Here is a 25,028-nt window from a genome sequence, read left to right as displayed (position 1 = left end):
TTGCCCGCGATCCCGATCGGGTTCCACGGGGATTCCGACCAATCGGAACCGGGGTCCGGCTCCGAACCCCCGGTCGAATCGACGACCGAGGAGGTCCCGTGCTCGCTCTCGCCCTGATCGGACTGGCCGGTGGGCTGATCACCGGCATCTCGCCGTGCATCCTGCCCGTCCTGCCCGTCATCCTGCTCTCCGGCGGCGCCCAGGGCGCCCGGAGCGAGGGCGACGGCAGGCGGTCGAGCGGATGGCGCCCCTACCTCGTCATCGCCGGCCTCGTGGTGAGCTTCACCCTCGTGACCCTCATCGGATCGCTCCTGCTCAGCCTCCTCGGCCTGCCGCAGGACGTGCTTCGCTGGGCCGGGATCGTCGTGCTCGTGCTCATCGGCATCGGGCTCATCGTGCCCCGCTTCCAGGAGCTGCTCGAGGCGCCGTTCTCGCGCATCCCCCGGCGCGAGGTCGGCACCGACCGAGGCGGGTTCGGGCTCGGGCTCGCGCTCGGCACCGTCTACGTGCCCTGCGCCGGGCCGGTGCTCGCCGCGATCACCGTCGCCGGGTCGACGGGTCGCGTCGGCGTCGAGACCATCGTCCTCACCGCGTCGTTCGCGGTGGGCGCCGCGGCGCCGCTGCTCGCATTCGCGCTGGCGGGGCGCGGGATGGCGGAGCGGCTCGCGGCGTTCCGGCGCCGGCAGCGCGGCATCCGGCTCGCGGGCGGCGTCGTGATGATCGCCCTCGCCGTCGGGCTCGCGTTCAACCTGCCCCAGGCGCTCCAGCGGCTCGTCCCGGACTACACGGCCGACCTGCAGCGCGAGCTCGCGGGCTCCGACGAAGTCGCCGAGGCGCTCGACCTCGGCGGGCTCGTCACCGACGAGAACCGGCAGCTCTCCGAGTGCACGAACGGCGCGGCGGAACTGGAGTCGTGCGGGCCCGCGCCGTCGATCCGCGGCATCTCGGGATGGCTCAACACGCCGGGCGGCGAGCCGGTCGACCTCGACGACCTGCGCGGCCGGGTGGTGCTCGTCGACTTCTGGGCCTACTCGTGCATCAACTGCCAGCGCTCCATCCCGCACGTCGTCGCATGGGACGAGGCATACCGCGACGCCGGGCTCACCGTGATCGGCGTGCACTCGCCCGAGTACGCGTTCGAGAAGGAGGCCCGCAACGTCGCGGCGGGGGCCGAGTCGTTCGGCATCGAGTACCCCGTCGCCCTGGACGACTCGCTGTCGACCTGGACGAACTACCGCAACCGCTACTGGCCCGCGCACTACCTCATCGACGCCGACGGCACCGTCCGGCACGTCGCCTTCGGCGAGGGCCACTACGAGCGCACGGAACGGCTGATCCGCGAACTGCTCCGCTCGGCCGATCCCGCCGCCTCGCTGCCGGAGCCCACCGAGGTCGCCGACGAGACGCCGAACGTCGGCACCCTCACCCCGGAGACCTTCCTCGGCACGACCAAGCAGGTCAACTTCGCCGGCGACGAGCCGTACCGGCGGTCCACGACCGCCTTCACCCTGCCCGAGCGCCAGCCGGCGGACTCCTTCGCGCTCGAGGGCGGGTGGGCCCTCGACACGCAGGCGATCGCACCCGAGGGCGACGGCGGCGCCATCCGGCTGCGGTTCACGGCCGCCGAGGTCCGCATGGTGGTCTCGGGCGAGGGCACGATCGTGGTGCGCGACGGCGACGATACCCGCCGGATCGCGGTCGGCGGCGTGCCCCGCTCGTACGCGGTGCACGAGGGGGCGGACGTCGGCGACGGCGAACTGCTGGTCGAGGTCCCGGTCGGAGTGACCGCCTACTCGTTCACGTTCGGGTGAGTCGCCCTATCCTGACGCCCTGAGGGGCTCGAGGGCGGCGAGGACGAGGTCGAGGCCGAAGGTGAACTCCTCCGACGGGTCGTAGCCGGCCGCGACGAGCTCCGCCGCCGACTCGTTGAGGTAGGGGAACTCGTCCGGGGGAAGCTGCGGCAGGTAGACGCCCTCGGTCATGACGGCGAGCTCGTCGGCGGTGTCGAACGGCAGGCCGGCCTCCTGGAGGGCGAACCCGTAGACGTAGCTGTCGAGCACCCAGTTGGCGTGCGTCGCCATCACGACCGAGAAGCCGGCGCGCCTCAGGCAGGCGGTGACCGCTTCGCGATGCCGCAGGTTGGCGGGTCCCGGCGAGGTCCGCGACTCCATCAGGCTGATCGCCCACGGGTGGCGTGCGAGGACCTGTCGGGCGGACACCGCGCGCCGTCGCATCGCCGCCCGCCAGTCGGGCTCGTCTCGCGGAAGCTCGATCTCGTCGAACACGAGGTCGATCATGGCGTCGAGCAGTTCCTCCTTGTTCGCCACGTAGTGGTACAGGGACATCGCGCCCGCGCCGACCACGCCGGCGAGCCGCCGCATGCTGAGTCCGTCGACCCCCTCCCGGTCGGCGAGCCGGACGGCTTCGACCGCCAGCCGGTCCTTGCTCAGCCCCGCCTCCGCAGCCCCCTGACGGTCTTCGCTCGTGGGCACCGGGTCTCCTCGCTCGATCGGACGTCTTGACAATCGTACAGCGTACGGCGCAGAGTACAGTGTACGACGTACGGTGTACGAACGATTGGGATCGTGGCCGGACGTCCGAGCCGCCGCCGCTCCGGCGGAGGAACACCCCCGTGAAAGAAGGACCGATGACCACCACGACGAACACCCGGAACCCGCTCGAGAACGCGCCGATCCCCGTGCAGGCCAAGCTCGCCGCCGCCTGGACGAGCTTCATGTTCCTCTACATCTACGTGGACTACCTGCACCTCTACCGACCCGGCGTCGTCGACGACATCTTGGCCGGCGTCGTCTTCGAATTCGACGTCCAGCCGGCGCTGATCACCGGGTTCCTCGCACTCATCTCGATCCCGTCGCTGATGGTGGTGCTCTCCGTCGCGCTCCCCGCCCGGGTCAACCGCGTGGCCAACCTCGTCGTGGCCTCGCTGTACATCCCCGTCACGATGTTCAACGCGGTCGGCGAGACCTGGGACTGGGCCTCCTTCTACGCCCTCTCCATCGGACTCGAGCTGCTGCTGCTCGCCTTCGTGCTGCGGTCCGCCTGGGCCTGGCCCCGCACTGCGCGGTCGGCGCACACCTCGACCGGCCCCGACGGTGCGGCCGTTCGCACTCGGTAGCACGATCGATCGAGACGGGGTGGGGGGTGCCCGACGGGCGCCTCACGCCCCGTCGCCGGTCGGCGTCACCGACGCCGGCAGCGGCAGCGCCTAGACCTGCACCATGTCCGCGAAGCGCGAGAAGTGCCCGTGGAAGGCCACGGTCACGGTGCGCGTGGGGCCGTTGCGGTGCTTGGCGACGATGAGGTCGGCCTCGCCTGCGCGCGGGCTGTCGCGCTCGTACGCGGATTCGCGGTGCAGGAGGATCACCATGTCGGCGTCCTGCTCGATCGAGCCCGATTCGCGGAGGTCGGAGAGCGCGGGCATCTTGTCTGCACGCTGCTCGGGACCTCGGTTCAGCTGCGACAGCGCGAGCACGGGAACCTGGAGCTCCTTCGCGAGCAGCTTCAGCGCACGCGAGAACTCGGAGACCTCCTGCTGCCGGCTCTCGACGCGCTTGCCGCTCGTCATGAGCTGGAGGTAGTCGATCACGACCATCTTCAGGCCCACCCGCTGCTTGAGGCGCCGGCACTTCGCGCGGATCTCGACGAGGGTCATGTTGGGGGAGTCGTCGATGTAGAGCGGCGCATCGTTGATGCGCCCGCGCGTCGAGGCGATCGTCGTCCAGTCCCGCGTGTCGACCGTGCCCTTGCGCATGTTCTGGAGGGGCACGGATGCCTCGGCCGAGAGCAGGCGCATCGCGATCTCGCTGCGCCCCATCTCCAGGGAGAAGAAGATCGTCGGGAGGTCGTGCGTGACGGCCGCCGACCGGGCGAAGTCGAGCGCGAGCGTGGACTTGCCCATCGCGGGACGCGCGGCGACGATGATCATCTGGCCCGGGTGGAAGCCGTTCGTCAGGTCGTCGAGGTCGGCGAACCCGGTGGGCACGCCCGTCATCTTCCCGTCGGTGTGCTTGGCGGCCTCGATCTCGTCGATCGCGGTGCCGATGGCGTCGGTCAGCGGGACGTAGTCCTCGCTCTCGACGGAGCCCGTGACGTTGTAGATCTCGGCCTGGGCGTTGTTCACGAGGTCGACGACCTCGCCCTCGCCCGAGTAGCCCATCTGCACGATGCGCGTTCCGGCCTCCACGAGCCGGCGCAGCAGCGCGCGCTCGGCGACGATCGAGGCGTAGTAGCCCGCGTTGGCCGCCGTCGGGACGAGGCTCGTGAGCGTGTGGAGGTACTCCACCCCGCCGGCGCGCTGCAGGTCTCCGGTCTTGGTGAGCTCGTCGGTGACCGCGATCACGTCGGTCGGCTCGCCGTGCGAGTAGAGCGAGAGGATGGCGTCGAAGACGACCTCGTGCTTCGGCACGTAGAAGTCGATGCCGCGCAGGGTCTCGATGACGTCGGCGACCGCGTCCTTGGAGAGCATCATGCCGCCGAGCGCGCTCTGCTCGGCGAGCAGGTCGTGCGGCGGGGTCCGCTCGCCTCGCCGAGAGTCGGCGTCGACGGGCTCGGCGACCCCGATGTGCGCGATCGACAACTGCTACCTCCGGCTCGCTTTCCGGGCGGGCTCCCGCCTCGGTCCCAGACCTATCAGGACCCGCCCACACGTTCCCCCAGGCCACCCTCTCGAGCCGGCGGGAGCACCCGCTCCGACCACCCCTGAAGGTGACGCTGAATCACGATAGATAAGGGGTTCCGAGCGCACAAGCCAGCCTGTGGATAACTCTGTGGAGGACGTGGGCGAAACGCCGTGGAACTTGTGCACACAGCCTGTGGAGAACTGTGGATATCCCGTGGACATGCGGGAGTGAAATGTGCCCTGAACAGGTATTCTCGGCATCCACACCTGTGGGGGAAAAGTTCTTCTCAATTCCGGATACGGACGCGCCCCTCCTGTGCACAAAGCTGAGGACAACGCCCCGGAACGAGGTCTTGCGCGCGCACTCCGAACGGGTGTAATGCGGTGCACGCAAACGACGCGGCGGCGGGCCCATCGCCCGCCGCCGCGTCGTGTCGATGCGACTACTTCGCCGCGACCACCTGAAGGGTGATCGTCGCGGTGACGTCCTCGCGGAGACGGACGGTGACCTCGTGGTCGCCGACCGACTTCACCGGTGCGGGGAACTCCACCTTGCGCTTGTCGATGTCGCCGAGGCCCGCGTCCGCGACCGCGGTCGCGACGTCGGCCGGCTTGACCGAACCGAAGAGGCGGCCGCCGAGGCCGGCCTTGACGGCGAGGCGGACCTTGCCGTCCTCGAGCTTCGCCTTGAGGGACTGCGCGTCCTCGAGCGAGTGCAGCTCGCGCGCGGCGCGCGCGGCCTTGATCTGGTCGACCTGCTTCTGGCCGCCGCGGGTCCACGGGGTCGCGAAGCCCTGGGGGACCAGGTAGTTGCGGGCGTAGCCGTTCTTGACCTCGACCACGTCGCCGGCGGCGCCGAGACCCGAGACCTCGTGCGTGAGGATAACCTTTGCCATTGTCGTGCTCCTTAGCGGCCGGAGCCCGAGTAGGGCAGGAGCGCCATCTCGCGCGCGTTCTTCACGGCGCGGGCGATGAGGCGCTGCTCCTGCACGGAGACACCGGTGATGCGACGGGCGCGGATCTTGCCGCGCTCCGAGATGAACTTGCGAAGGGTCGCGACATCCTTGTAGTCGATGACGCCGACCTTGACGGACTTCGCCGGGGCGGCGTTCTTCGGGCCCTTGCGAGGCTTGCGGCGGTCGCCGCTGCTCTTTCCAGCCATGGATTCTTTCCTGTCTTGGAGATCGGATCGGGCGGGCCGGCCACGGGGCCGGCGCCCGGAGTGTTAGAAGGGCGTCTCGTCGCCGAAGTTGGTGCCCGGCGTGTTCCACACGTCGGCACCTCCGGACGACTGGGACGGTGCGCTCGGCGCCCACGCGTCATCGGACCGGCCGGACCCGCCCCCGTAGGAGGAGGAGCCGCCGCCAACGCCGCGGTTGGACTGGGCGCGCGTCACGGACGCGGTGGCGTAGCGCAGGCTCGGGCCGATCTCGTCGACCTCGAGCTCGATGGTGGTGCGCTTCTCGCCTTCCTTCGTCTCGTAGGAGCGCTGCTTGAGACGCCCGGAGGCGATGACACGGGTTCCCTTGGTGAGCGACCCTGCGACGTGCTCGGCGAACTCGCGCCAGCAGCTCGCACGCAGGAAGAGCGCCTCGCCGTCCTTCCACTCGTTCGCCTGACGGTCGAACGTGCGGGGGGTCGACGCGATCGTGAAGTTCGCGACCGCGAGCCCCGACTGCGTGTAGCGCAGCTCGGGGTCGGCGGTGAGGTTGCCCACCACGGTGATGACGGTCTCGCCGGCCATGAGGACTAGGCGTCCTTCTTGGCGGCGGCGGTCGCCTTCTTGGCCGCACGCTTGGCCTCGTCGGCGCGCACCTTCTCGGCACGGGCGACGGCCTCTTCGGTGCGGAGGACCTTGGTGCGCATGATCGCCTCGCTGAGGTTCAGCTGGCGGTCGAGCTCGTCGGTGGTGGCCGACTCGGCCGTGAAGTTGACGACGGCGTAGATGCCCTCGGACTTCTTGTTGATCTCGTAGGCCAGGCGACGCTTGCCCCAGATGTCGACGGTGTCGACGGTGCCGCCATCGTTGCGGATGACGTTGAGGAACTTGTCGAGGCTCGGAGCAACGGTGCGCTCGTCGATCGACGGATCGAGGATGACCATCAGCTCGTACTGGTGCATGACAGACCCACCTCCTTCGGACTCAGCGGTCACAGACGGTCTGTGACAGGAGGGTGTTCATGCGTCGTACCGCGGAGGCCCGGAGTCGGGCGCGCAGACAACCTTCATATCGTAACGGATGCCGCGTCCCTGCGCACATCCGTCGGGCGCCTAGGCTTCGCCGCGCTCCGCCCACCAGGCGAGGAGGCGCTCGCGTGCGGCGTCCTCGCCGATGGGTCCCTCGTCGAGGCGCACGTCGAGCAGGTACTTGTAGGCCTGCCCGACGACCGGCCCGGGGCGGATGCCGAGCGCCGACATGATCTGCTCGCCGTCGAGCTCGGGCCGCACCGCCGCGAGCTCCTCCTCCTCGGCGAGGCGGGCGACGCGCTCCTCGAGGTCGTCGTAGGCGAAGCCGAGCCGGTCGGCCTTGCGGCGGTTGCGGGTCGTGACGTCCGCCCGGGTCAGGATGTGCAGCCGCTCGAGCTGGTCGCCGGCGTCGCGCACGTAGCGGCGCACCGCCGAGTCCGACCAGGCGCCATCGGCGTAACCGAAGAATCGCAGGTGCAGTTCGATGAGCCGTGAGACCGCCTTCACGGTGTCGTTGTCGAAGCGCAGCGCCCGGAGGCGCTTCTTCGCGAGCTTCGCGCCGACCATGTCGTGGTGGTGGAACGACACCGCACCACCCGGTTCCAGCTTGCGCGTGGCGGGCTTCCCGATGTCGTGCAGCAGTGCCGCGAGGCGCACCACGAGGTCGGGGGAGTCGAGCTCACCGCGCGAGACCTCGTAGTCGATCGCCTGGTCGAGCACGGTCAGGCTGTGCTCGTACACGTCCTTGTGGTGGTGGTGCTCGTCGATCTCGAGCCGGAGCGCGGGGACCTCGGGCAGCACGCGGGCCGCGATCCCGCTGTCGACGAGCAGGCGGATGCCACGGCTCGCCTCACCGGTCATGAGCAGCTTCGACAGCTCGTCGCGCACGCGCTCCGCCGAGATGCGCTCGATCTGGGGGGCGAGCGCGCCCATCGCCGCGAGCGTGCCCGGCTCCACGTCGAAGTCGAGTTGGGCGGCGAAGCGCGCGGCCCGCATCATCCGCAGCGGATCATCGCCGAACGAGACCTCCGGCGCCGAGGGGGTGCGGAGGATGCCGGCGATGAGGTCCTCGACCCCGCCCGACGGGTCGACCAGGGTGCGCGCCGGGAGCCGGAGCGCGAGCGCGTTGACGGTGAAGTCGCGACGCACGAGGTCGTCCTCGAGCGAGGTTCCGAACTCCACCTCGGGCTTTCGCGAATTCCCGTCGTACGCGTCGGCGCGGTAGGTCGTGATCTCGACGGTGTGCCCGTGCAGCTTGGCGCCGATGGTGCCGAACGCCCGCCCGATGTCCCAGTGCGCCTCGGCGATCGGCGCCACCACGCCGAGGATCTCGTCGGGCGTGGCATCCGTCGTGAAGTCGAGGTCGTTCGTCGACCGGCCGAGGAACGCGTCGCGGACGGGCCCGCCGACCAGGGCGAGCTCGAAGCCGGCCGCCTCGAAGGCGTCGGCGAGCGTGGCGACCGTCGGCGAGGCCGCCAGGCCCGTCAGCCGGTCGAGGGCCTCCGCGACACTCTGCATTGCTCCATGTTAGGCAGGACGCACGCACGCCGGGCGCCGAGCGCCCAGCGCGCGACCCGCCGCACCGGCGCCCGCGGACGCCGCATCCTCGCAGTCCCCACGCCGTAGAATCGCCTCCATGCCGGCCGAGTCGAACCCTCCTCGACGCCTGCGCCGACTTCTCTCCCTGCTCGCCCCCGCGGCCCTCGCCGCGGCCCTGGCGGGTGCGGGCGCGATCGTGCCCTTCGGCGGACCAGCGGGTCCGTGGCGCGCCGTCGCCGCCGATGAGGAGGGGGTCCGCGTGAGCGTCGCTCCCGTCGTCGCCCCGCAGGCGGCGGCCGGCGACCCGCTCGAGGTCGAGGTGGAGCTGGTGAACGGCTCGGACGCCCCCGTGCCGGCGGGAGAGCTCCGACTGGGCGTCGCGCGCACGGGGATCGACGATGCCGCCGGGCTCGACGCGTGGCTCTCCGGCGCCGCCGGTTCGCGCGTGGTCCAGCAGCAGCCATCCGCCACGCTCTCCGTGGGGGCCGCGACGACCTACCGGATCACGCTCCCCGACGACGCCACCGACGCGGGTGATCCCGTGATCGGCCTCAGTGCGTCGCTCACGATCGACGGCGCCGAGATCTCCTCGGACCGCACGGCGGTCGCGAACACCCGGGTCGAGCGCTCGTCGCAGCCGGCACTCGCCCTCGCCTACCCCCTGAGCGTGCCCGCGAGCTCGGACGGGCTCGTCCCCGCCGACGACCTCGAGTCCTGGACCGGCCCGACCGGGTTGCTCACACGCCAGCTCGAGGCCGTCACGGGCCTGCCCGTCGCCGTCGCCGTCGATCCGCGCATCCTCGCATCGATCCGCGTGCTCGGCGCCTCGGCGCCCGAGTCGGCCGTGGAGTGGCTCGATGCGCTCGACCGCATGCCCAACGAGGTCTTCCCCCTCACGTACGCCGACGCCGACCTCGCCGGCCAGGCCCAGGCGGGCCTCGAGGCGCCGCTCGAGCCGCTCGGACTGTCGGACGTGATCGACGCGAGCGACTTCTGGGGTGAGGTGACCCTCGGCGGTGTCACGACCGGCGCGGGGGAGACGCCCTCCGATGACGACCTGGTCGCGTGGGCGTTCACGCGCACCGACATCGCCTGGCCGGCCGACGACACCGTCGCGTCAGGTGACCTCGACCGCATCGCCGCCAACGGCCTGACGACCTCGATCCTCGCCCCCGGGAACGTGGAGCCGGCGGATGCGACCTCGAACGCGGCCTCCACCATCGACGGGCGCGCCGCGGTCGTGGCCGACTCGCGGGTCCAGGACGCGCTGCGGGCGGCGGCCGCGGCCGAGACCGAGGTGGGATGGCGCGGGGAGACCGCACGGCTGCTCGCCGAGCTCGCCGTGTCCCCGGCCGACGGCTCGTCGGTGATGCTGGCGACGTTCGCCCGCTCGGCGGGGGCCGACGCGGATCGCGTCGGAGCGACGCTGCGCGAGCTCGACGGATCGGACTGGTCGCGAGGCGCGACCCTGGCCGAGGCGATCGGCGCGCCGCCGCAGGCCCGCACGCTGGCGTCCATGCCCGAGGACCCGCAGCGGATCCGAGACATCGGGAGGCTCCTCGCCGCCGAGCAGTCCGTCGACGCCTTCTCCGACGTGCTGTCCGACCCGTCGCTGCTCTCCAACCCCGCGCGACGCCAGTTGCTCGCGCTGCTCGGAGTGGGGTGGCTCGAGCCGGAGGCGAGCTCCGACTGGAGCCAGGCCGTCGGCCGCTGGCTGATCGACCAGCGCGCGCTCACCGACGCCGTGCGCGTCGTCCCGAGCAGCAGCGTGCTCGTCGTCGCGAGTGAGACCGGCATCCCGGTGACCGTCGAGAACGACCTGCCCTACGCCGTCGACGTGGTCCTCACGGTCGACCCCTCGAACGGCCGGCTGCTCGTCCAGGACGCGGTCGAGGCCACCGTCGAGGGCGTCAGCCGCCAGACGATCCGCGTCCCCGTGGAGGCGGGCGTCGGCTCCGGCGAAGTCGACCTCGTCGTGTCGCTCAGCTCTCCCTCCGGCACCCCGGTGGGCGGCACCGTGACGATCCCCGCGAACGTGCATGCCGACTGGGAGGGCGTCGGGGCGGCCGTGCTCGCCGCGACCGCCGTCCTCGTCTTCACCGTCGGCATCGTGCGCACGGTGCGCCGCCGGCGCCGGGCACGCATCGCGACCGCGACCGGCGACGCCCGGGCGGACGCGGCGCCGGAGGCCGGACCCGAGACCGATGCGGCCCCGGCGGAGGACGCCGGCCCGCAGGACGAGCACGCTCGGGCGCAGCCCGCGGCGCGACCCGAACGCCAGGAGGAACCCACGGATGGCTGAGGACCGCATCGCCCGGGCGAGCATCTTCCTCGCGTCGGGCACGATCGTCTCGCGCCTGCTCGGATTCCTGAAGGCGATCGTGCTCGCCGCCACGATCGGCGTCGTCGGCTCCGCGAGCGCGGACGCCTTCGCCGTGGCCAACGGCCTTCCGAACACGGTCTACGTCATCGTGGCGGGCGGCGTGCTCAGCGCGGTGCTCGTTCCCCAGATCGTCCGGGCGGCGGCGCACGCCGACGGCGGAAGCGCCTACATCAACAAGCTCGTGACGCTCGCCCTGGTCGTGATCGGCGGAGCCACGGTCGTCGCGACGGCCGCGGCCCCGCTGCTGGCGTGGATCTACGGCGGCAGCCTGCCGCCGGACACCCTCTCGCTCGCGACGGCGTTCGCGTTCTGGTGCCTGCCGCAGATCTTCTTCTACGGGCTCTACACCCTCCTCGGCGAGGTGCTGAACGCCCGACGCAGCTTCGGCCCCTTCACCTGGGTGCCGGTCCTGAACAACGTGGTGGCCCTCGCCGGCCTCGTCGCCTTCGGCCTCCTGTTCGGCTTCGACCCCGACGGCACTCGCACCGCCGACCAGTGGACGCCGGGCATGGTCGCGCTGCTGGCAGGCTCGGCGACGCTCGGCATCGTGGTGCAGGCGGTCGTGCTGTTCTGGTTCTGGCGCCGCATCGGCCTGCGCTACCGCCCCGACTTCCAGTGGCGCGGCGTGGGCCTGCGCTCCACGGGCCGGATGGCCGGGTGGACGTTCGGGATGCTGCTGCTGACGACCTTCGCGGGCATCGTGCAGACCCGGGTGGCGAGCGCGGCGTCCGGCGACGACGCCTCGATCGCCGCGATCGAGAACGCCTGGCTCATCTTCATGCTCCCGCACTCGGTCATCACGGTCTCGATCGCGACCGCTTACTTCACGCGCATGAGCGAGCACGCTCGCGACGACGCCCTCGACCGGGTCCGCGACGACCTCTCGGCCGCCGTGCGCGGCATCGGCCTGATCCTGCTCCTCGCGTCGGCCGTGCTCATCGTGGTGGCCTACCCGTTCGCCGCGGTGTTCCAGCCCGGCAACCTCGCGAACGCGTCGGCCCTGGGCAACGTGATCATCGCGTTCGCGATCGGCCTCCTGCCGTTCAGCGTCCTCTTCGTCGTGCAGCGCACGTTCTACGCGCTCGGCGACACCCGCACGCCGTTCCTGTTCACCCTCGTGCAGGTCGTCGTGTTCACGGCCCTTGCGCTCACCAGCATGCTGCTGCCGCTGCAGTGGCTCGCCGTGGGCGTGGCGCTCTCGACCACCGTCGCGGGGACCGTCCAGCTGATCGTGGCCGTGACGCTGCTGCGCCGCCGACTCGGCACGCTCGACGGGCGGCGGGTCGTGGCGAGCCTCGGCCGCGACGTGGTCGGCGTCGTCCTTCCGGTCGCGGCAGGAGTCGCCGTCGTGTGGTCGCTCGGCGCGTTCACCGAAGGCGGCTTCGCCATCGCCGACCGCCTCGGCGCCATCCTGGCCATGGCACTCGCCGGCCTCGTGATGGCGACGCTCTACTTCGGGATCCTCTGGCTCCTCCGTTCGCCGGAACTGCGCGGTTTCGCCGCGCCGGTGCTGGCGCGGCTCCGGCGCCGCTGAGCCGATCCCGGGGCGCTCGGGCGGCCGCCCTCCCATGCCGCCCCGCAGGCTCCCTGAGACCCGCCCGAGAGCACGGAAGCACCGGAATACCGGCCGCCTAGACTGTGTTCACCTTGTCGTGGCATCCTCACGTCGGATGCCCGAGCAGTGCACAGGATCGACAGGAGCGGGTTTGCGCGACATCATCATCATCGGATCGGGGCCGGCGGGCTTCACCGCCGCCATCTACGCGGCTCGCGCCGAGCTGAAGCCGATGCTCATCGCGAGCTCCGTCGAGATCGGCGGCGAGCTGATGAACACCACCGAGGTCGAGAACTTCCCGGGCTTCCCCGAGGGCATCATGGGCCCCGACCTGATGGGCAAGATGCAGGCCCAGGCCGAGCGGTTCGGCACCGAGGTCGTCTACGACGACGTCGTCGAGCTCGAGCTCGAGGGTCCCGTCAAGCGCGTCAAGCTCGGCAGCGGCGCCGAGCACGAGGCGAAGGCCGTCGTGTTCGCGACCGGATCCGCCTACCGCAAGCTCGGCCTGCCCGAGGAGGAACGCCTGTCCGGCCACGGACTCTCGTGGTGCGCCACGTGCGACGGCTTCTTCTTCCGCGAGAAGAAGATCGCGGTGGTCGGCGGCGGCGACTCGGCGATGGAGGAGGCGACGTTCCTGACCCGCTTCGCCGAGAAGGTCTACGTCATCCACCGTCGCGACCAGCTGAAGGCGTCCAAGATCATGCAGCAGCGTGCCTTCGACAACCCGAAGATCGAGTTCGTCTGGAACGCCGAGGTGTCGGCGATCCACGGCGACACCGCCGTGACCGGTGTCTCGCTCCGCGACACCGTGTCGGGCGACGTCCGCGCGCTCGACCTCGACGGGCTGTTCGTGGCGATCGGCAACGACCCGCGCACGCACCTCGTGCACGGAAAGCTCGATCTCACGCCCGAGGGCACGATCGCGGTCGACGGCCGCTCGTCCCGCACCTCGGTCGCCGGCGTGTTCGCCGCCGGAGACGTGATCGACCCCACCTACCGCCAGGCCGTCACCGCCGCGGGTTCGGGGACGGTCGCCGCGCTGGACGCGGAGCACTACCTCGCCGCCCTCGAGGACACCGGCGACGAGCCCGAGGCCGCATCGGAGGAGGCCGCCGAGGTCGACCACCTCGTCGCCGTCGACCTCGCCGACGCCGCGCGCTGACCCGACCTCCGGTGGCGTCGGACTTCGACGCCACCGCCACGAACCCTGCCGACAGCAAGGAGAGACGCATGACTGCACGCGCAGTGACCGAGGCCACCTTCGACCAGGAGGTGCTGCAGAACGACAAGGCCGTCCTGGTCGACTTCTGGGCCGAGTGGTGCGGCCCGTGCCGCGCCGTGAGCCCGATCCTCGACCAGATCGCGACCGAGCACTCCGAGAAGCTCGACATCGTGAAGCTGAACGTCGACGAGAACCCCGGCCTCGCGATGAAGTACCAGATCACCGCCATCCCGGCGATGAAGGTCTTCAAGGGCGGCGAGGTCGTTCGCACCGTCATCGGCGCGAAGCCCAAGCCGATCCTCGAGCAGGACCTCGCCGAGTTCATCGGCTGACGTCGCGCTCGGGCACGTCCGAGGGCCCGGCTCCCGCGCTGCGGGGCCGGGCCCTCGCGCGTGCGGCGATCGGGGTGCCCGGCGGGCGCAGCGTCATCCGGTTCGGGCGGGCGCGGGCCGCTGGCTAGCATGGGATGCCTGAGCAGAACGGAACCCCCAGCAGTGACTTCCGACGGAGTGCCCGCCCGGGCCGGCAACAACCTCGACCCGTGGTACGCGAACTACGCCGACCGTGCGGCCGGCCTGGCCGCGTCGGAGGTGCGCGCCCTGTTCGCCGTGGCCTCGCGCCCCGAGGTGGTCTCGCTCGCCGGCGGCATGCCGTACGTCTCGGCGCTGCCGCAGGAGCTCATCACGTCGGCCTTCGAACGGACGATGCGCGAACAGGGGCCGGTCGCGCTCCAGTACGGCTCCGGGCAGGGCATCCCGGCGCTCCGGGCGCACATCCTCGAGGTCATGTCGCTCGAGGGGATCCGCGGTGCCTCCGTCGACGACGTCGTGACGACCACCGGATCGCAGCAGGCGCTCGACCTCGTCGCCAAGCTGTTCCTCGACCCCGGCGACGTGGTGCTCGCGGAGGCGCCCTCGTACGTCGGCGCGATGGGCGTCTTCCGGTCCTACCAGGCGTCGGTCGTGCACGTCGCGATGGATGACGAGGGGCTCATCCCCGATGCGCTGCGCGAGACGATCGCGCACCTGCGCGGGCAGGGCCGTCGCATCAAGTTCCTGTACACGATCCCGAACTTCCACAACCCCGCCGGCGTGACCCTCTCGGCGGCGCGGCGGCCCGAGATCCTCGAGATCTGCCGCTCGAACGAGATCCTCGTCCTGGAGGACAACCCCTACGGCCTGCTGCACTTCGACGAGCCGGCCCCCGACGCGCTGCGGTCCATGGACTCCGAGGGCGTCATCTACCTGGGGTCCTTCTCGAAGACGCTCGCACCGGGCTTCCGCGTCGGGTGGGCGCTCGCGCCGCACGCGATCCGCGAGAAGCTGATCCTCGCCGCCGAGTCGGCCATCCTCTCCCCGTCGTCGTTCAGCCAGCTCGTCGTCTCCGAGTACCTCTCCGAGGCCGACTGGCGCGGCCAGATCGACGCGTTCCGCGAGGTCTACCGTGAACGCAAGGAGACGATGGTGGGTGCGCTGGGGGAGTACCTTCCGCAGCTGACGTGGACCGACCCGAACGGCGGCTTCTACGTGTGGGTCAGCCTGCCCGACGTCCTCGACTCCAAGCAGATGCTGCCGCGTGCCGTGCGCGAGCTCGTCGCCTACACCCCGGGGACGGCCTTCTTCGCCGATGGACGCGGACGGCATGCGATGCGGCTCTCGTTCTGCTACCCGACGCCGGAATCGATCCGAGTCGGGATCCGGCGCCTCGCCACCGTGGTGAACGGCGAGCTCGACCTGCTCGACACGTTCGCCGGCACCGGCACCCTGCACCTGCCCGATCGCCCCGGCATCGAGCTCGCCCCGCCAACCGACCTGAAATGATGGAGAACCCCTGATCATGAGCGATTCCAACGGACTCTCCGTCGTCGTGCTCGCCGGGGGGATCTCGCATGAACGAGATGTCTCGCTGCGGTCGGGCCGCCGCGTGGCGGATGCGCTCTCGTCGGCGGGGCACCGGGTGGAGCTGCTCGATCCCGACGCCGGCCTGCTGCCGCGCCTCACCGAGCACCGCCCCGACGTGGTGTTCCCCGCGCTGCACGGATCGAGCGGGGAAGACGGCACGCTGCTCGAACTCCTCGCCGCGCTCGGCGTCCCGACCGTCGGCTCCACCGGTGCCGCTGCGCGGCGGGCCTGGTCGAAGCCCGTCGCCAGCTCGATCGTCCGGCGCGAAGGCGTCGCGGTCCCGGAGTCGATCGTGCTCTCGCACGAGGCGTTCCGGGAACTTGGCGCGGCGAGCGTCCTCGGAGTCGTGCGGGACGCCCTTCCCGGCGATCTCGTCGTCAAGCCCGGCTCCGGCGGCTCGGCTCAGGGCGTCACGATCGTCGAGGATCCGGCGAGGCTTCCGCGTGCGATGGTCGACGCATTCACCTACTCCGACGTCGCGATCGTCGAACGTCGGATCATCGGCACCGAGCTCGCGGTGGGCATCGTCGAGTCGGAGGGCGCCGAGCGGTCACTGCCTCCCGTCGAGATCGTGCCGTCGGCGGGCGTCTACTCGTTCCAGGCCCGGTACAACGCGGGGGAGACGACGTTCTTCACACCCTGCCGGCTGGACCAGGAGACGATCGACCACGCCGCGGCGGTGGCGCTCGACGCGCACCGGGCCCTCGGGCTCCGGGACCTCTCGCGCGTGGACCTCATCGTCGACGACGAGGGTACCGCGTGGTTCCTCGAGGCGAACGTGATGCCGGGCCTGACCGAGACGTCCCTCCTGCCGCTCGCGATCGAGGCCTCGGCGACCGACGCCGCGACGGTCTACGACGAGCTCGTCCGCGCGGCGGCGCGACGAGGCGCCTGACCGGGTCGGTCGCGGTACGGCTCGGAACGGGTCAGAGCCCCTCGAGGTTCTCGCCGAGCTCCGAGAGAATCCGGCGAAGATCCTGAACCGTCGCGAAATCGATGTTGATCTGGCCTTTTCGTGCACCGAGCGAGATCCGCACGCGCGTGTCGAGCCGGTCTCCCAGACGCGTCGAGAGGTCGTCGAGGAACTCCTGGCGCTTGCCCGCGGCGGGCTTCACGCGACCGGGCTTGGGCGCTTGGGCGACGATGGCCTCGGCGGCGCGCACCGAGAGGTCCTCGTTCACGATCTTGTCGGCCAGCCGCTGCATGGCCTCGGGGTCGCCGGCCGCGAGGATGGCGCGAGCGTGTCCGGCGCTCAGGACTCCTGCGGCGACCCGCACCTGCACCGCCTCGGGGAGCTTGAGGAGTCTCAACGTGTTGGAGATCTGCGGACGTGAGCGGCCGATCCGGTTCGCGAGCTCCTCCTGCGTGATGCCGAAGTCGGCGAGGAGCTGCTGGTACGCCGAGGCCTCCTCGAGCGGATTCAGCTGGGAGCGGTGGAGGTTCTCGAGCAGGGCGTCGCGGAGCATCGCCTCATCGGCGGTGTCCTTGATGACGGCCGGGATGCTCTCGAGGCCCGCGGCCTTGGTCGCGCGCAGTCGGCGCTCGCCCATGACGAGCTCGTACTTGCCGGGCTGATCGGCGTGCGGTCGGACCACGATCGGCTGCAGGACACCGAACTCGCGCACCGAGTGGACGAGCTCGGCGAGATCGTCCTCGTCGAAGCTCGTCCTCGGCTGCTGGGCGTTCGGCACGATGTCGTCCGGTGCGAGCCGCGCGAGGTGGGCTCCGGGGACGGTCACGAGGTTGGCATCCGCGGCCTGCTCGACCGCGGCCACGGCGGTGGCCGGGGTGTCGGACTCGCGGAAGAACACGTCGACCGGGCGTTCGGGGCGCTTGGCCTGCTCATCGGTGGGGATCAGGGCGCCGATCCCGCGCCCGAGTCCGGTGCGCTTGGTCGCCATCAGCTCGACTCCTTCTGCTGTTCGGTCCCACGCTCGGCACCACGCCACGCGATCTCCGCCGCCGCCTCGCGATAGGAGAGGGAGCCGGTCGACGTGAAGTCGTACGTGATCACGCTCTGGCCGTAGCTCGGCGCCTCGGAGACGCGGACGGACCGCGGGATGATCGTGTCGAGCGTCTGCGCGGGGAAGTGCTCACGGACCTCCTGCGCGACCTGCTGGGCGAGGTTCGTCCGCGAGTCGTACATCGTCAACAGGATGGTGGAGAGGCGCAGCTCCGGATTGAGGTGACGCTCGATCAGGTCGATGTTGCTCAGGAGCTGCGACAGCCCCTCGAGCGCGTAGTACTCGCACTGGATCGGGATCAGCACCTCGCGAGCCGCCACGAACGCGTTGATCGTCAGCAGGCCGAGGGAGGGCGGGCAGTCGATGAACACGTAGTCGTAGGGCTGCGCCATCGAATCCAGGTGCGCATCCAGGGCGCGACGCAGCCGTTGCTCGCGGGCGACGAGCGAGACGAGTTCGATCTCCGCGCCCGCGAGGTGGATCGTGGCCGGAACGCAGTGGAGGTTCTCGTGTTCGGTCGACGGCCGCACCACGTCGGCGATCGGCAGGTCGGAGACGAGGACCTCGTAGACGCTCTGCTGGTCGGAGCGGTGGTCGACACCGAGCGCGGTGGACGCATTGCCCTGCGGGTCCAGGTCGACGACCAGCACCCGGGCGCCTGCGCGCGCGAGCGCGGCGGCGAGGTTCACGGCGGTGGTCGTCTTCCCGACGCCGCCCTTCTGATTCGAGATCGTGAAGACGCGCGGAGCCGTGGGGAGCGGCAGCACCGCCTGATCCAGCGCGTTCCGGCGCCGGGTCTCGTCGGCAAGCTGATCGGCCAGGGGAGTTCCTCCGTCTGTCGGGGATGTTTCACGTGAAACCACCGCGTGTTCAGCCGAGGCGGCGACCGAGGTCGGCGGGGCGTCGTACGCATGGAAGGCCGGCGCCGGATCGGCGACGGGCGGCGCTCCGAACTCGGGCGTCCTGGAGTTCTCCGCCTCGACAGCATACGTCCCGTCCGCCTCGGGCACGGCCTCGGCGGCGGTCTCCGAGACCGCGGGCGCAGCGATGTCGGAGGGGGGAGGGGGCGAGCTTCCATCCACGTCCGAGCCGACGTCAGGATGCGTGGGGGATGATGCGGCGGGGTGCTCGCGCGATTCGCTTCGACGGGACGCCGGCTCCTGCAGGCTCGAGACCGTATCGGCGGTCTGCTCGCCGACGATCTCGCGGATGATGTCCTCGAGCAGGCGGTCCGGATCGCCGTGTGCTCGAGGCTGCTCGCCGACCGGGTCGAACTGTGCGGGATCGTCCGCGAGCGCAGCGGCGGTCGCGGCATCCCAGTCGAACCGCGTCGGGACAGGTCGTGCGTCGGGCTCTCGAGCCGCCGGAGCGGAGGGTGAGGCATCCTGCGGCGGCACCTGGGGGGCGGGAGTGGGAGCCGAACGGCCGTGACCGGCCTCGTCCACTCGACCGACCGGGTCCTGCGGACCCGCGGCGGGGCGCGAAGGTCGTGAGTCGGAGTCGTCGGTCGAGTGAACCTTCGATCCGGAGTCTGCGGGTCGAGCAACCGGGCCGGGTTCCCGATCCTCGGGGGAGCGCGTCATCCGAGTCTCGCGCGGGGGCGCCCACCGACGGTCATCGGCGTCCTCGGGAGCGCGAGCCGGGAGTGGTGATTCATCGCGCGGCGCGCCTGCGCGTGCCGAGGACTCGTGCGGACGCAGCAGGGAATCGAAGTCCGGCTCGTCGCCGAACGCCGACGGAGATCCACCCTGTGCACGCCGCTGCGCTTCGTAGGCCTCGATGCGGGTGGGCTCGGGGGTTCGATCCTCCGAACGTGGCGTACTGATGTCGGGCGCCGGTCGCCTCCGCTGGAACCAGCCCCGCCCACCGTTCGCCATGCCCCGCTCCTGACCGATCCACGCCCCCGCCGTGCCCTCACGACGCGGCTTCCGGCTCCCAAGCCTAATCGTCGCCGCAGACGCGGGACGAGGTGATCGCCGGGCATTCGAGACTCGGCCATCGACGGCCCTCTCCGCCCGGCACGAACTCGACCGTGCGGCCGACGGATGCGTTCGATCGGGTGCCGTCACCCGGTTCGGGCCCGCCCGGGCCGGAGCCGTTTCACGTGAAACGCGTCTCGGACGAACATCGGGCGACGCTCGAACCGCAGCCGGACGCCGTCCGCACTGCAACGACGTGACGTCCGGGCAGACCATGACGAGTCGGCCACCCGCACCGCATGACGCCGTCGACCGTCCAGGGCGCGATCGCGCCCGATCGGATATCTGGTTCATGGCCGGGGAGAGGCGATCGGACGGTGGCCATGGTGCATTCCCGAGGTCGTCCTGCGCCGAGGACTTCCGCTCCCGACGGTGCCCCTGCGTCGGGGTCGCGCACGACCCCGTCTCCGCTCGATTCCGTGGCCGCTCGATGCGAGTTCCCGCCTGCACGACCCGACTCCGGATCGGCGCCGGCGCTGGCGGCCGCCACGCCGGATCGGCATCGCGTCACGACAGCCAGGGTTGGCCCGTCGGTCAGGCCTGTCCACCCGCACCGTCATGCCACCCGAACCAGCACGCTCGCTTCGCTCCTGCGTCCTCAGGGCAGTCCCGGTGCGTGTTTCACGTGAAACGTGGCGAACGAGAACCCGTGGCGTGGAGCTTCGCACCGTACGTGGAGCGAAGCGATCCTGTCCGTCGCGAACTCCACCAGGCTGCCGGCGTACTCGTCGCCCGACGACGCGAGGCATCGGCTCGGAGCGCGAGTCGTCATTGCAGCGCGAGATGTTTCACGTGAAACGAGCCGCCCAAGGAGACCCCGGGGACGGTGCCAGGACAATCGATCCTCGGTTCCGCGGGTCTCCACGCTCCACGGACGGGACCCACCGGCGCCGGCGCCCGCGTTCCACGTGGAACGCGAGCAGGGAGTACGAGGGTCGACCCGCTCGGCGATCACCAGGAGTAGGTTGCGGAGATCGTTCCCGACGACGGGTCGAGCGCCACGGGACCACCGTGGGGGAGGATCCACTGCGGACGGGTGTGGCCGAACGGCGGGCCGACGCAGACGACCGCATCCGGACAGTACCGATCGAGCTGGGTGAGGATCGCGTCCCGCTGGGCCTCGCGCCGAGCTGCGCGCGCGGCCGGCTCCGGGTGCTCAGTGAGCGAGCTCGTCGGCGGGCGGGCCGCGATCACGCCCGCGAGCGGCGCGAGGAGTCCCCGCTCACCCATCGCCTGCAGCATCCCGGAGACCCAGTCCGCCGATGGCAGCGTCTCGCTGGTCTCCATGAGCAGGATCGTGCCGTCCAGGACATCGGGGGAGAACGGAAATCGATCGGCCACCATGATCCAGTCCAACACCTCGAGGCAGCCGCCCCACGTGCGTCCGCTGACCGGCCGCGACCCACCCGACCACGTCCAGGGCTCCGTCGCCTCGCGTTCCCCGTGCTCGCGAAGGGACCGCGGGTCATCCCAGGGGATGCCGAGGTCCTCCGACTCGCCCGGGTCGATGATGTCGAGTGCGCCGCCGTCCAGCAGCGCGGCGCGCAGCGAGCGGAGGTGCACCTCGTCGATCCCCGGCCCCGGCCCGACGTGGACCTGCGTGCTTCCGCCATAGAACCCTCCGATCCCGATCGTCCAGAGCCAATGCAGCAGGTTCGTGTTGTCGCTGTAGCCCACGAACGGCTTCGGGTCGCGAAGCGCGATGTCGGGGTCCAGGTGGGGGATGACCCGCAGTTGGTCCTCCCCGCCGATCGTGGCCACGATGGCCCGGATGGACGGGTCCGCGAACGCGGACATCAGGTCCGATGCTCGGTCCTCCGGCGAGGCGTCGAGCCGACGCGTCGTCGGGAACTCGATCGGGACCAGTCCGGTCGCATCGGCGAGGCGTCGCATCGCCTGCTCGTGGATGGCGGGGAAGACCGCCGGTGCCGCCCACGACGGCGAGACCACCGCGACGCGATCACCCGGGCGGGCCTTCGGCGGCGACTCGACGCGATGGGCGTTCACTGCTCGATCATCCCGCGGTGACCCGCGCGTGCCGACGACTCGGCGCGCGCGTCGTCGATCCACTCGACGTCGACGCCGTGATCAGGTGCGGCGCGTCAGGCCGGCGCGTTCGTGCCGGACAGGGCCGATCGGGCAGCGGCGGGGCTTCACGGTACGAGCAGCTCGGACCGCGCGATGGCGGAGCGAAGACGGGATCGGCAGCGCGACCGAGTCGGGCCCTCGATCAGGACGACGGTGTGCGGGCCCGGAACACCCGGGTGACGTCCTCGACGACACCCTCTCCGAGCACCAGGACCTCGACGCCCTGGAGCTTGTACTTGCGGATCGCCTTCTCCGCGGCGCCGATCTCACCCTGCACGCCGCCGCCCTTCATGAGCACCAACTCGCCGCCGGGTCGCAGCAATGGCGCCGTGATCGGAATGAGGGTGCGGAGCGCGCTCACGGCGCGGGCCGTGACCTGATCGAGCCGACCGGCGAGCTTCGCCTCCTCCGCGCGGGCCCGCACCACGTCGACGTTCTCGAGGTCGAGCTCGGCGACCTGTCGGTCGAGCCACGCCACACGTCGCTCCATGGGCTCGATCAGCGTGAACTGCACGTCGGGTCGTGCGATCGCCAGCACGAGGCCGGGCAGACCCGCGCCCGACCCGACGTCCCCGACGCGACCTGGTCGGAGCAGTGGCGCGACGAGCCCCGAGTTGACGATGTGGCGGGACCACAGGCGGGGGAGTTCGAGCGGGCCGATGAGGCCGAGCTCCTCGCCCTCCCGGGCCAGGTTCTCGGTGAACCGCCGGACGTGCTCGAGCCGGTCCTCGAAGACCGCCGCGGCGGAATCCGGTTCGGGCTCGAGCGCGTCGCGCCAGGTCGAGGTGTCAGTCATGTTTCACGTGAAACGGCGGAGCTCAGCCGACCCGCGTGATCACGGTGTGACGATCGGCGCCCTCGCCGCGAGACTCCGAGTGCAGTCCACGCTCGGCCACGAGGTCGTGCACGAGCTTGCGCTCGTAGGACGACATGGGCGGAAGGGCCGCCTCGGCCGCGCCATCCTCGAGTCGGTCCGCTGCGTGGGCGACCAGGCGAGCGAGTTCGTCGCGGCGTGCGTCACGCGAACCGCCGATGTCGAGGATCAGACGCGAGAACGCGCCGGTCTTCGTCTGCACCGCGAGCCGCGTGAGCTCCTGCATCGCCGTGACGGTCTCGGGGCGCGAGAGCACCGAGAGGTTCGCGTCCGCCGACGCGGCATGCACCGACACGTACGCGCGGCCGTTGCGGGCATCGATGTCGATGTCGCCGTCGAGGTCGCAGATGTCGAGCAGTTCCTCGATGTAGTCGGCGGCGATGTCGCCCTCCTCCTCGAGCTGCGCGAGGGAACGGGTCGCGGCGTCGTCCTGGACGTCGGTCATCGGGTCACTTCCTGTTCTGCTTCTTCGACCGGGACTTGCCCATCGGCTGCTGCCGCTGCGTGCTGGTCGGCTTCTGGTCCTCGGCCGAGGCATCCTCTCCCGACTCGACGACGAGCTTGCCCTTGCGTGCCAGTCGCGCCTCGCGCGCCTTCGCAGCCTCGCTGCCGGGGGTCGGCATGTTGCGGATCACGATGAACTGCTGGCCCATGGTCCAGAAGTTCGAGACGAGCCAGTAGAACATCACGCCGAGCGGGAAGGCCACGCCCGAGAACGCGAACACGAGGGGGAGCAGGTACAGCAGGATGCGCTGCTGCCGGAACATGGGGCTCGCCTTGGTCTCCGGCGACATGTTCTTCGAGACGATCTGGAGCTGGGTGATGAACTGCGACGCGGTCATCAGCACGATCATGACGACGGCCACGACCATGACCTGCCACGGGCCGCCGGCGTTCATCGCCTCGATGAAGGTGGAGCTGAGCGGGGCGCCAAGGAACTCCGCGTTCGAGAACGATTCCGCGAGTGCCGGCGTCAGGACGCCGACGCCGCCGCGCTCCGCGTGCCGCGTGGCGTCGTTCAGCACCGAGAAGAGGCCGAAGAAGATCGGCATCTGGAGCAGCAGGGGCAGGCACGACGAGAGGGGGTTGGTGCCGGTGCGCTTGTAGAGCTCCATCGTCTCGCGCGACATCGCCTCGCGGGAGAACTGGTCCTTCTTGCCCTTGTACTTGTCCTGGATCTTCTTCAGCTGCGGCGCGACCTCGAGCATGCGTCGCTGGCTCTTGATCTGGCGGACGAAGATCGGGATGAGGGCGGCGCGCACGACGATGACGAGGCCGACGATCGAGAGGACCCAGGTGATCCCGGCGTCGAAGGGCAGGCCGAGGAACGTCCAGAGCGAGTGGAACGCGACGAGAATCAGCTCGATGACCCATTTGATGGGCCACAGGATGATGCTGAAGATGTCCATGGGGGTGGGTCAGTCCTTCCGGGACGTGATGGGGGAGAGCTCGGGTTCGTCGCGTGCGACGAGATCGATGCCGACGTGCGAGTGGTCGTGGCCGTTCGGTGCGCGGCCTGCCGCCTCCGGGGCGGACGGGACCGGGGTGCCGGCGCGGCGGCGACCGGGGCGATGCGCGTGACGGCCGCGCTCGCTCGCCGAGCCGGCCCACGACGAGGGGATGACGAGGCCGAAGCGAGTGACGTGGAAGCGTCGCACCCTGGGCAGCGGAACGTCGTCGATGCCGCCGGCAGACCAGGGGTTGCAGCGCACGATCCGCCAGGCGGTGAGCGCCGACCCGACGACGAGGCCGCGGTGCTGGACCGCACCGAGTCCGTATGCGGAGCACGACGGGTAGTAGCGGCAGACGTCGCCGTAGAGCGGGGAGACGACGGCGCGGTAGGCGCGGATCAGCAGGACGCCCGCGTTGCGGGGGAGGAGCCAGACGAACCACGCCAGGTCGCGCATCAGGCGCCTTCCGTCGTCGCCGGTCGTGACGCAGCCGGGCGGCCGGCACGAGGGACTCCGCGCCTCGGGGGCGCCGAGAGCGCAGTCGCCAGCTCGCCGCGAAGGGCTGCGTAGTCGGCGCCCGCCGCGGACGGGAGTGCGCGCACGACGATGTCGACGGCGGAGGTTCCACCGTCGACGAATTCGCGGCCGGCGGCCTTGAGCCGTCGCCGGACGAGGTTCCGACGGACGGCCGTGCCGACCTTCTTGGACACGATGAAGCCGAAGCGCGCGTCGGCGCCGGCGTCCCGTGAGCGGATGTAGCTCACCGTATGGGCGCCGGCGACCTTCGCACCGCGACGCACGACCGACCGGTAGTCATCGGCGCTCGTGATGCGGTTCGCTTTGGCGAGCACCGAGGAACTTACGCGGAGAGCTCGGTGCGACCCTTGGAGCGGCGGGCCGCGAGGATGGCGCGGCCGGCGCGGGTGCGCATGCGGGCGCGGAAGCCGTGCTTCTTGGCGCGGCGGCGGTTGTTGGGCTGGAACGTACGCTTGCTCATTCTTCTTCTCCGACTGGGACTCCCGCGCTCAGACGCGTCACAGGTGCGTCGGCGGGAAAACTCGGTGCCCGAAAGGGCTGCGGTCAACTGATTAAAACTACGGCCCTGCGGCCATCGCGGTCAAACCGAGGCGCACTCCGGACTCGACATTCTCCACCGATCCACAGGTTCGTGCCCGGAACGACACGCCGCGGCGCGGCGGATCCGCGCCGCGGCATTTGTCCGGGGCAGCCCGATTCGCTAGCGTGT

The 25,028-nt window shown here is 70.8% G+C and carries 23 protein-coding genes and 1 pseudogene; 8 read left to right on the top strand and 16 right to left on the bottom strand.

Features of this window, described 5'->3' with window-relative positions; all coding sequences use genetic code 11:
• Positions 1-98: 98 nt before the first annotated feature.
• Positions 99-1,811 carry a cytochrome c biogenesis protein DipZ gene (locus ABME01_RS03400; RefSeq protein ID WP_353826948.1) on the top strand — a complete coding sequence of 571 codons (1,713 nt, stop codon included), beginning with the start codon at positions 99-101 and terminating at the stop codon, positions 1,809-1,811.
• 6 nt (positions 1,812-1,817) lie between these two features.
• On the opposite strand, the gene ABME01_RS03395 is transcribed toward ABME01_RS03400, so the two are convergent.
• Positions 1,818-2,435, bottom strand: a complete 618-nt coding sequence (locus tag ABME01_RS03395) for a TetR/AcrR family transcriptional regulator (protein ID WP_436407393.1) — start codon at positions 2,433-2,435, stop codon at positions 1,818-1,820.
• 212 nt (positions 2,436-2,647) lie between these two features.
• Between ABME01_RS03395 and ABME01_RS03390 the strand changes: the two genes are divergently transcribed.
• Complete coding sequence (locus ABME01_RS03390; protein WP_353826946.1) at positions 2,648-3,136, top strand: DUF6326 family protein; 489 nt, start codon at positions 2,648-2,650, stop codon at positions 3,134-3,136.
• 90 nt (positions 3,137-3,226) lie between these two features.
• Here ABME01_RS03390 and dnaB read toward each other — a convergent pair whose 3' ends face one another.
• From dnaB to ABME01_RS03360, 6 genes are all read right to left on the bottom strand, one after another.
• Positions 3,227-4,597 (bottom strand): replicative DNA helicase, encoded by a 1,371-nt coding sequence (gene dnaB, locus ABME01_RS03385; protein ID WP_353826945.1) that lies wholly within the window; start codon positions 4,595-4,597, stop codon positions 3,227-3,229.
• 485 nt (positions 4,598-5,082) lie between these two features.
• Positions 5,083-5,535, bottom strand: a complete 453-nt coding sequence (gene rplI, locus ABME01_RS03380; protein ID WP_353826944.1) for a 50S ribosomal protein L9 — start codon at positions 5,533-5,535, stop codon at positions 5,083-5,085.
• A gap of 11 nt (positions 5,536-5,546) precedes the next feature.
• On the bottom strand, positions 5,547-5,801 hold the full coding sequence (rpsR, locus tag ABME01_RS03375) for a 30S ribosomal protein S18 (RefSeq protein ID WP_353826943.1): 255 nt from the start codon (positions 5,799-5,801) through the stop codon (positions 5,547-5,549).
• A gap of 63 nt (positions 5,802-5,864) precedes the next feature.
• The gene (locus ABME01_RS03370) at positions 5,865-6,383 is read right to left on the bottom strand and encodes a single-stranded DNA-binding protein (RefSeq protein ID WP_353826942.1); all 519 of its coding nucleotides are present in this window, start codon (positions 6,381-6,383) and stop codon (positions 5,865-5,867) included.
• A gap of 5 nt (positions 6,384-6,388) precedes the next feature.
• Positions 6,389-6,760 carry a 30S ribosomal protein S6 gene (gene rpsF / locus ABME01_RS03365; protein WP_353826941.1) on the bottom strand — a complete coding sequence of 124 codons (372 nt, stop codon included), beginning with the start codon at positions 6,758-6,760 and terminating at the stop codon, positions 6,389-6,391.
• A 150-nt stretch (positions 6,761-6,910) separates the two neighbouring features.
• Positions 6,911-8,344 (bottom strand): CCA tRNA nucleotidyltransferase, encoded by a 1,434-nt coding sequence (locus ABME01_RS03360; protein WP_353826940.1) that lies wholly within the window; start codon positions 8,342-8,344, stop codon positions 6,911-6,913.
• A 118-nt stretch (positions 8,345-8,462) separates the two neighbouring features.
• Between ABME01_RS03360 and ABME01_RS03355 the strand changes: the two genes are divergently transcribed.
• From ABME01_RS03355 to ABME01_RS03330, 6 genes are all read left to right on the top strand, one after another.
• Entirely contained in the window at positions 8,463-10,667 is a 2,205-nt protein-coding gene (locus tag ABME01_RS03355) for a DUF6049 family protein (RefSeq protein ID WP_353826939.1), read from the top strand.
• Positions 10,660-12,282 (top strand): murein biosynthesis integral membrane protein MurJ, encoded by a 1,623-nt coding sequence (murJ, locus tag ABME01_RS03350; protein ID WP_353826938.1) that lies wholly within the window; start codon positions 10,660-10,662, stop codon positions 12,280-12,282. Before ABME01_RS03355 ends, murJ begins: the two co-directional genes overlap by 8 nt.
• Before the next feature lie 172 nt (positions 12,283-12,454).
• Entirely contained in the window at positions 12,455-13,465 is a 1,011-nt protein-coding gene (gene trxB / locus ABME01_RS03345; RefSeq protein WP_353826937.1) for a thioredoxin-disulfide reductase, read from the top strand.
• Between the two features lie 68 nt (positions 13,466-13,533).
• The gene (gene trxA / locus ABME01_RS03340; protein WP_353826936.1) at positions 13,534-13,857 is read left to right on the top strand and encodes a thioredoxin; all 324 of its coding nucleotides are present in this window, start codon (positions 13,534-13,536) and stop codon (positions 13,855-13,857) included.
• 162 nt (positions 13,858-14,019) lie between these two features.
• The gene (locus ABME01_RS03335; RefSeq protein WP_436407389.1) at positions 14,020-15,345 is read left to right on the top strand and encodes an aminotransferase-like domain-containing protein; all 1,326 of its coding nucleotides are present in this window, start codon (positions 14,020-14,022) and stop codon (positions 15,343-15,345) included.
• A gap of 16 nt (positions 15,346-15,361) precedes the next feature.
• Complete coding sequence (locus tag ABME01_RS03330; protein ID WP_353826934.1) at positions 15,362-16,321, top strand: D-alanine--D-alanine ligase family protein; 960 nt, start codon at positions 15,362-15,364, stop codon at positions 16,319-16,321.
• Between the two features lie 31 nt (positions 16,322-16,352).
• On the opposite strand, the gene ABME01_RS03325 is transcribed toward ABME01_RS03330, so the two are convergent.
• From ABME01_RS03325 to rpmH, 9 genes and pseudogenes are all read right to left on the bottom strand, one after another.
• Positions 16,353-17,327: a ParB/RepB/Spo0J family partition protein gene (locus tag ABME01_RS03325; protein WP_353826933.1), complete on the bottom strand. Its 975-nt coding sequence runs from the start codon at positions 17,325-17,327 to the stop codon at positions 16,353-16,355.
• Positions 17,327-18,253 carry a ParA family protein gene (locus ABME01_RS03320; RefSeq protein WP_353826932.1) on the bottom strand — a complete coding sequence of 309 codons (927 nt, stop codon included), beginning with the start codon at positions 18,251-18,253 and terminating at the stop codon, positions 17,327-17,329. The genes ABME01_RS03325 and ABME01_RS03320 overlap by 1 nt, the downstream gene beginning before the upstream one ends.
• Before the next feature lie 2,067 nt (positions 18,254-20,320).
• Entirely contained in the window at positions 20,321-21,376 is a 1,056-nt protein-coding gene (locus ABME01_RS03315; RefSeq protein WP_353826931.1) for a S66 family peptidase, read from the bottom strand.
• A 223-nt stretch (positions 21,377-21,599) separates the two neighbouring features.
• The gene (gene rsmG / locus ABME01_RS03310; RefSeq protein WP_353826930.1) at positions 21,600-22,253 is read right to left on the bottom strand and encodes a 16S rRNA (guanine(527)-N(7))-methyltransferase RsmG; all 654 of its coding nucleotides are present in this window, start codon (positions 22,251-22,253) and stop codon (positions 21,600-21,602) included.
• Between the two features lie 22 nt (positions 22,254-22,275).
• Complete coding sequence (locus tag ABME01_RS03305; RefSeq protein WP_353826929.1) at positions 22,276-22,776, bottom strand: Jag family protein; 501 nt, start codon at positions 22,774-22,776, stop codon at positions 22,276-22,278.
• 4 nt (positions 22,777-22,780) lie between these two features.
• Complete coding sequence (gene yidC, locus ABME01_RS03300; protein WP_353826928.1) at positions 22,781-23,740, bottom strand: membrane protein insertase YidC; 960 nt, start codon at positions 23,738-23,740, stop codon at positions 22,781-22,783.
• A 201-nt stretch (positions 23,741-23,941) separates the two neighbouring features.
• Positions 23,942-24,238: pseudogene (gene yidD, locus ABME01_RS03295) on the bottom strand (membrane protein insertion efficiency factor YidD); the annotation flags it as partial.
• A complete protein-coding gene (rnpA, locus tag ABME01_RS03290) occupies positions 24,238-24,633 on the bottom strand; it encodes a ribonuclease P protein component (RefSeq protein WP_353826927.1) in 396 nt (131 codons plus the stop codon). The gene rnpA and the pseudogene yidD, both read right to left, overlap by 1 nt.
• Before the next feature lie 8 nt (positions 24,634-24,641).
• Positions 24,642-24,779, bottom strand: coding sequence for a 50S ribosomal protein L34 (gene rpmH / locus ABME01_RS03285; protein ID WP_019181680.1), 138 nt, complete (start codon positions 24,777-24,779; stop codon positions 24,642-24,644).
• Positions 24,780-25,028: the final 249 nt, after the last annotated feature.

This window comes from Agromyces litoreus (assembly GCF_040496015.1).
Lineage (GTDB): Bacteria > Actinomycetota > Actinomycetes > Actinomycetales > Microbacteriaceae > Agromyces > Agromyces litoreus.
This window is presented reverse-complemented; position numbering and strand designations above follow the sequence as displayed.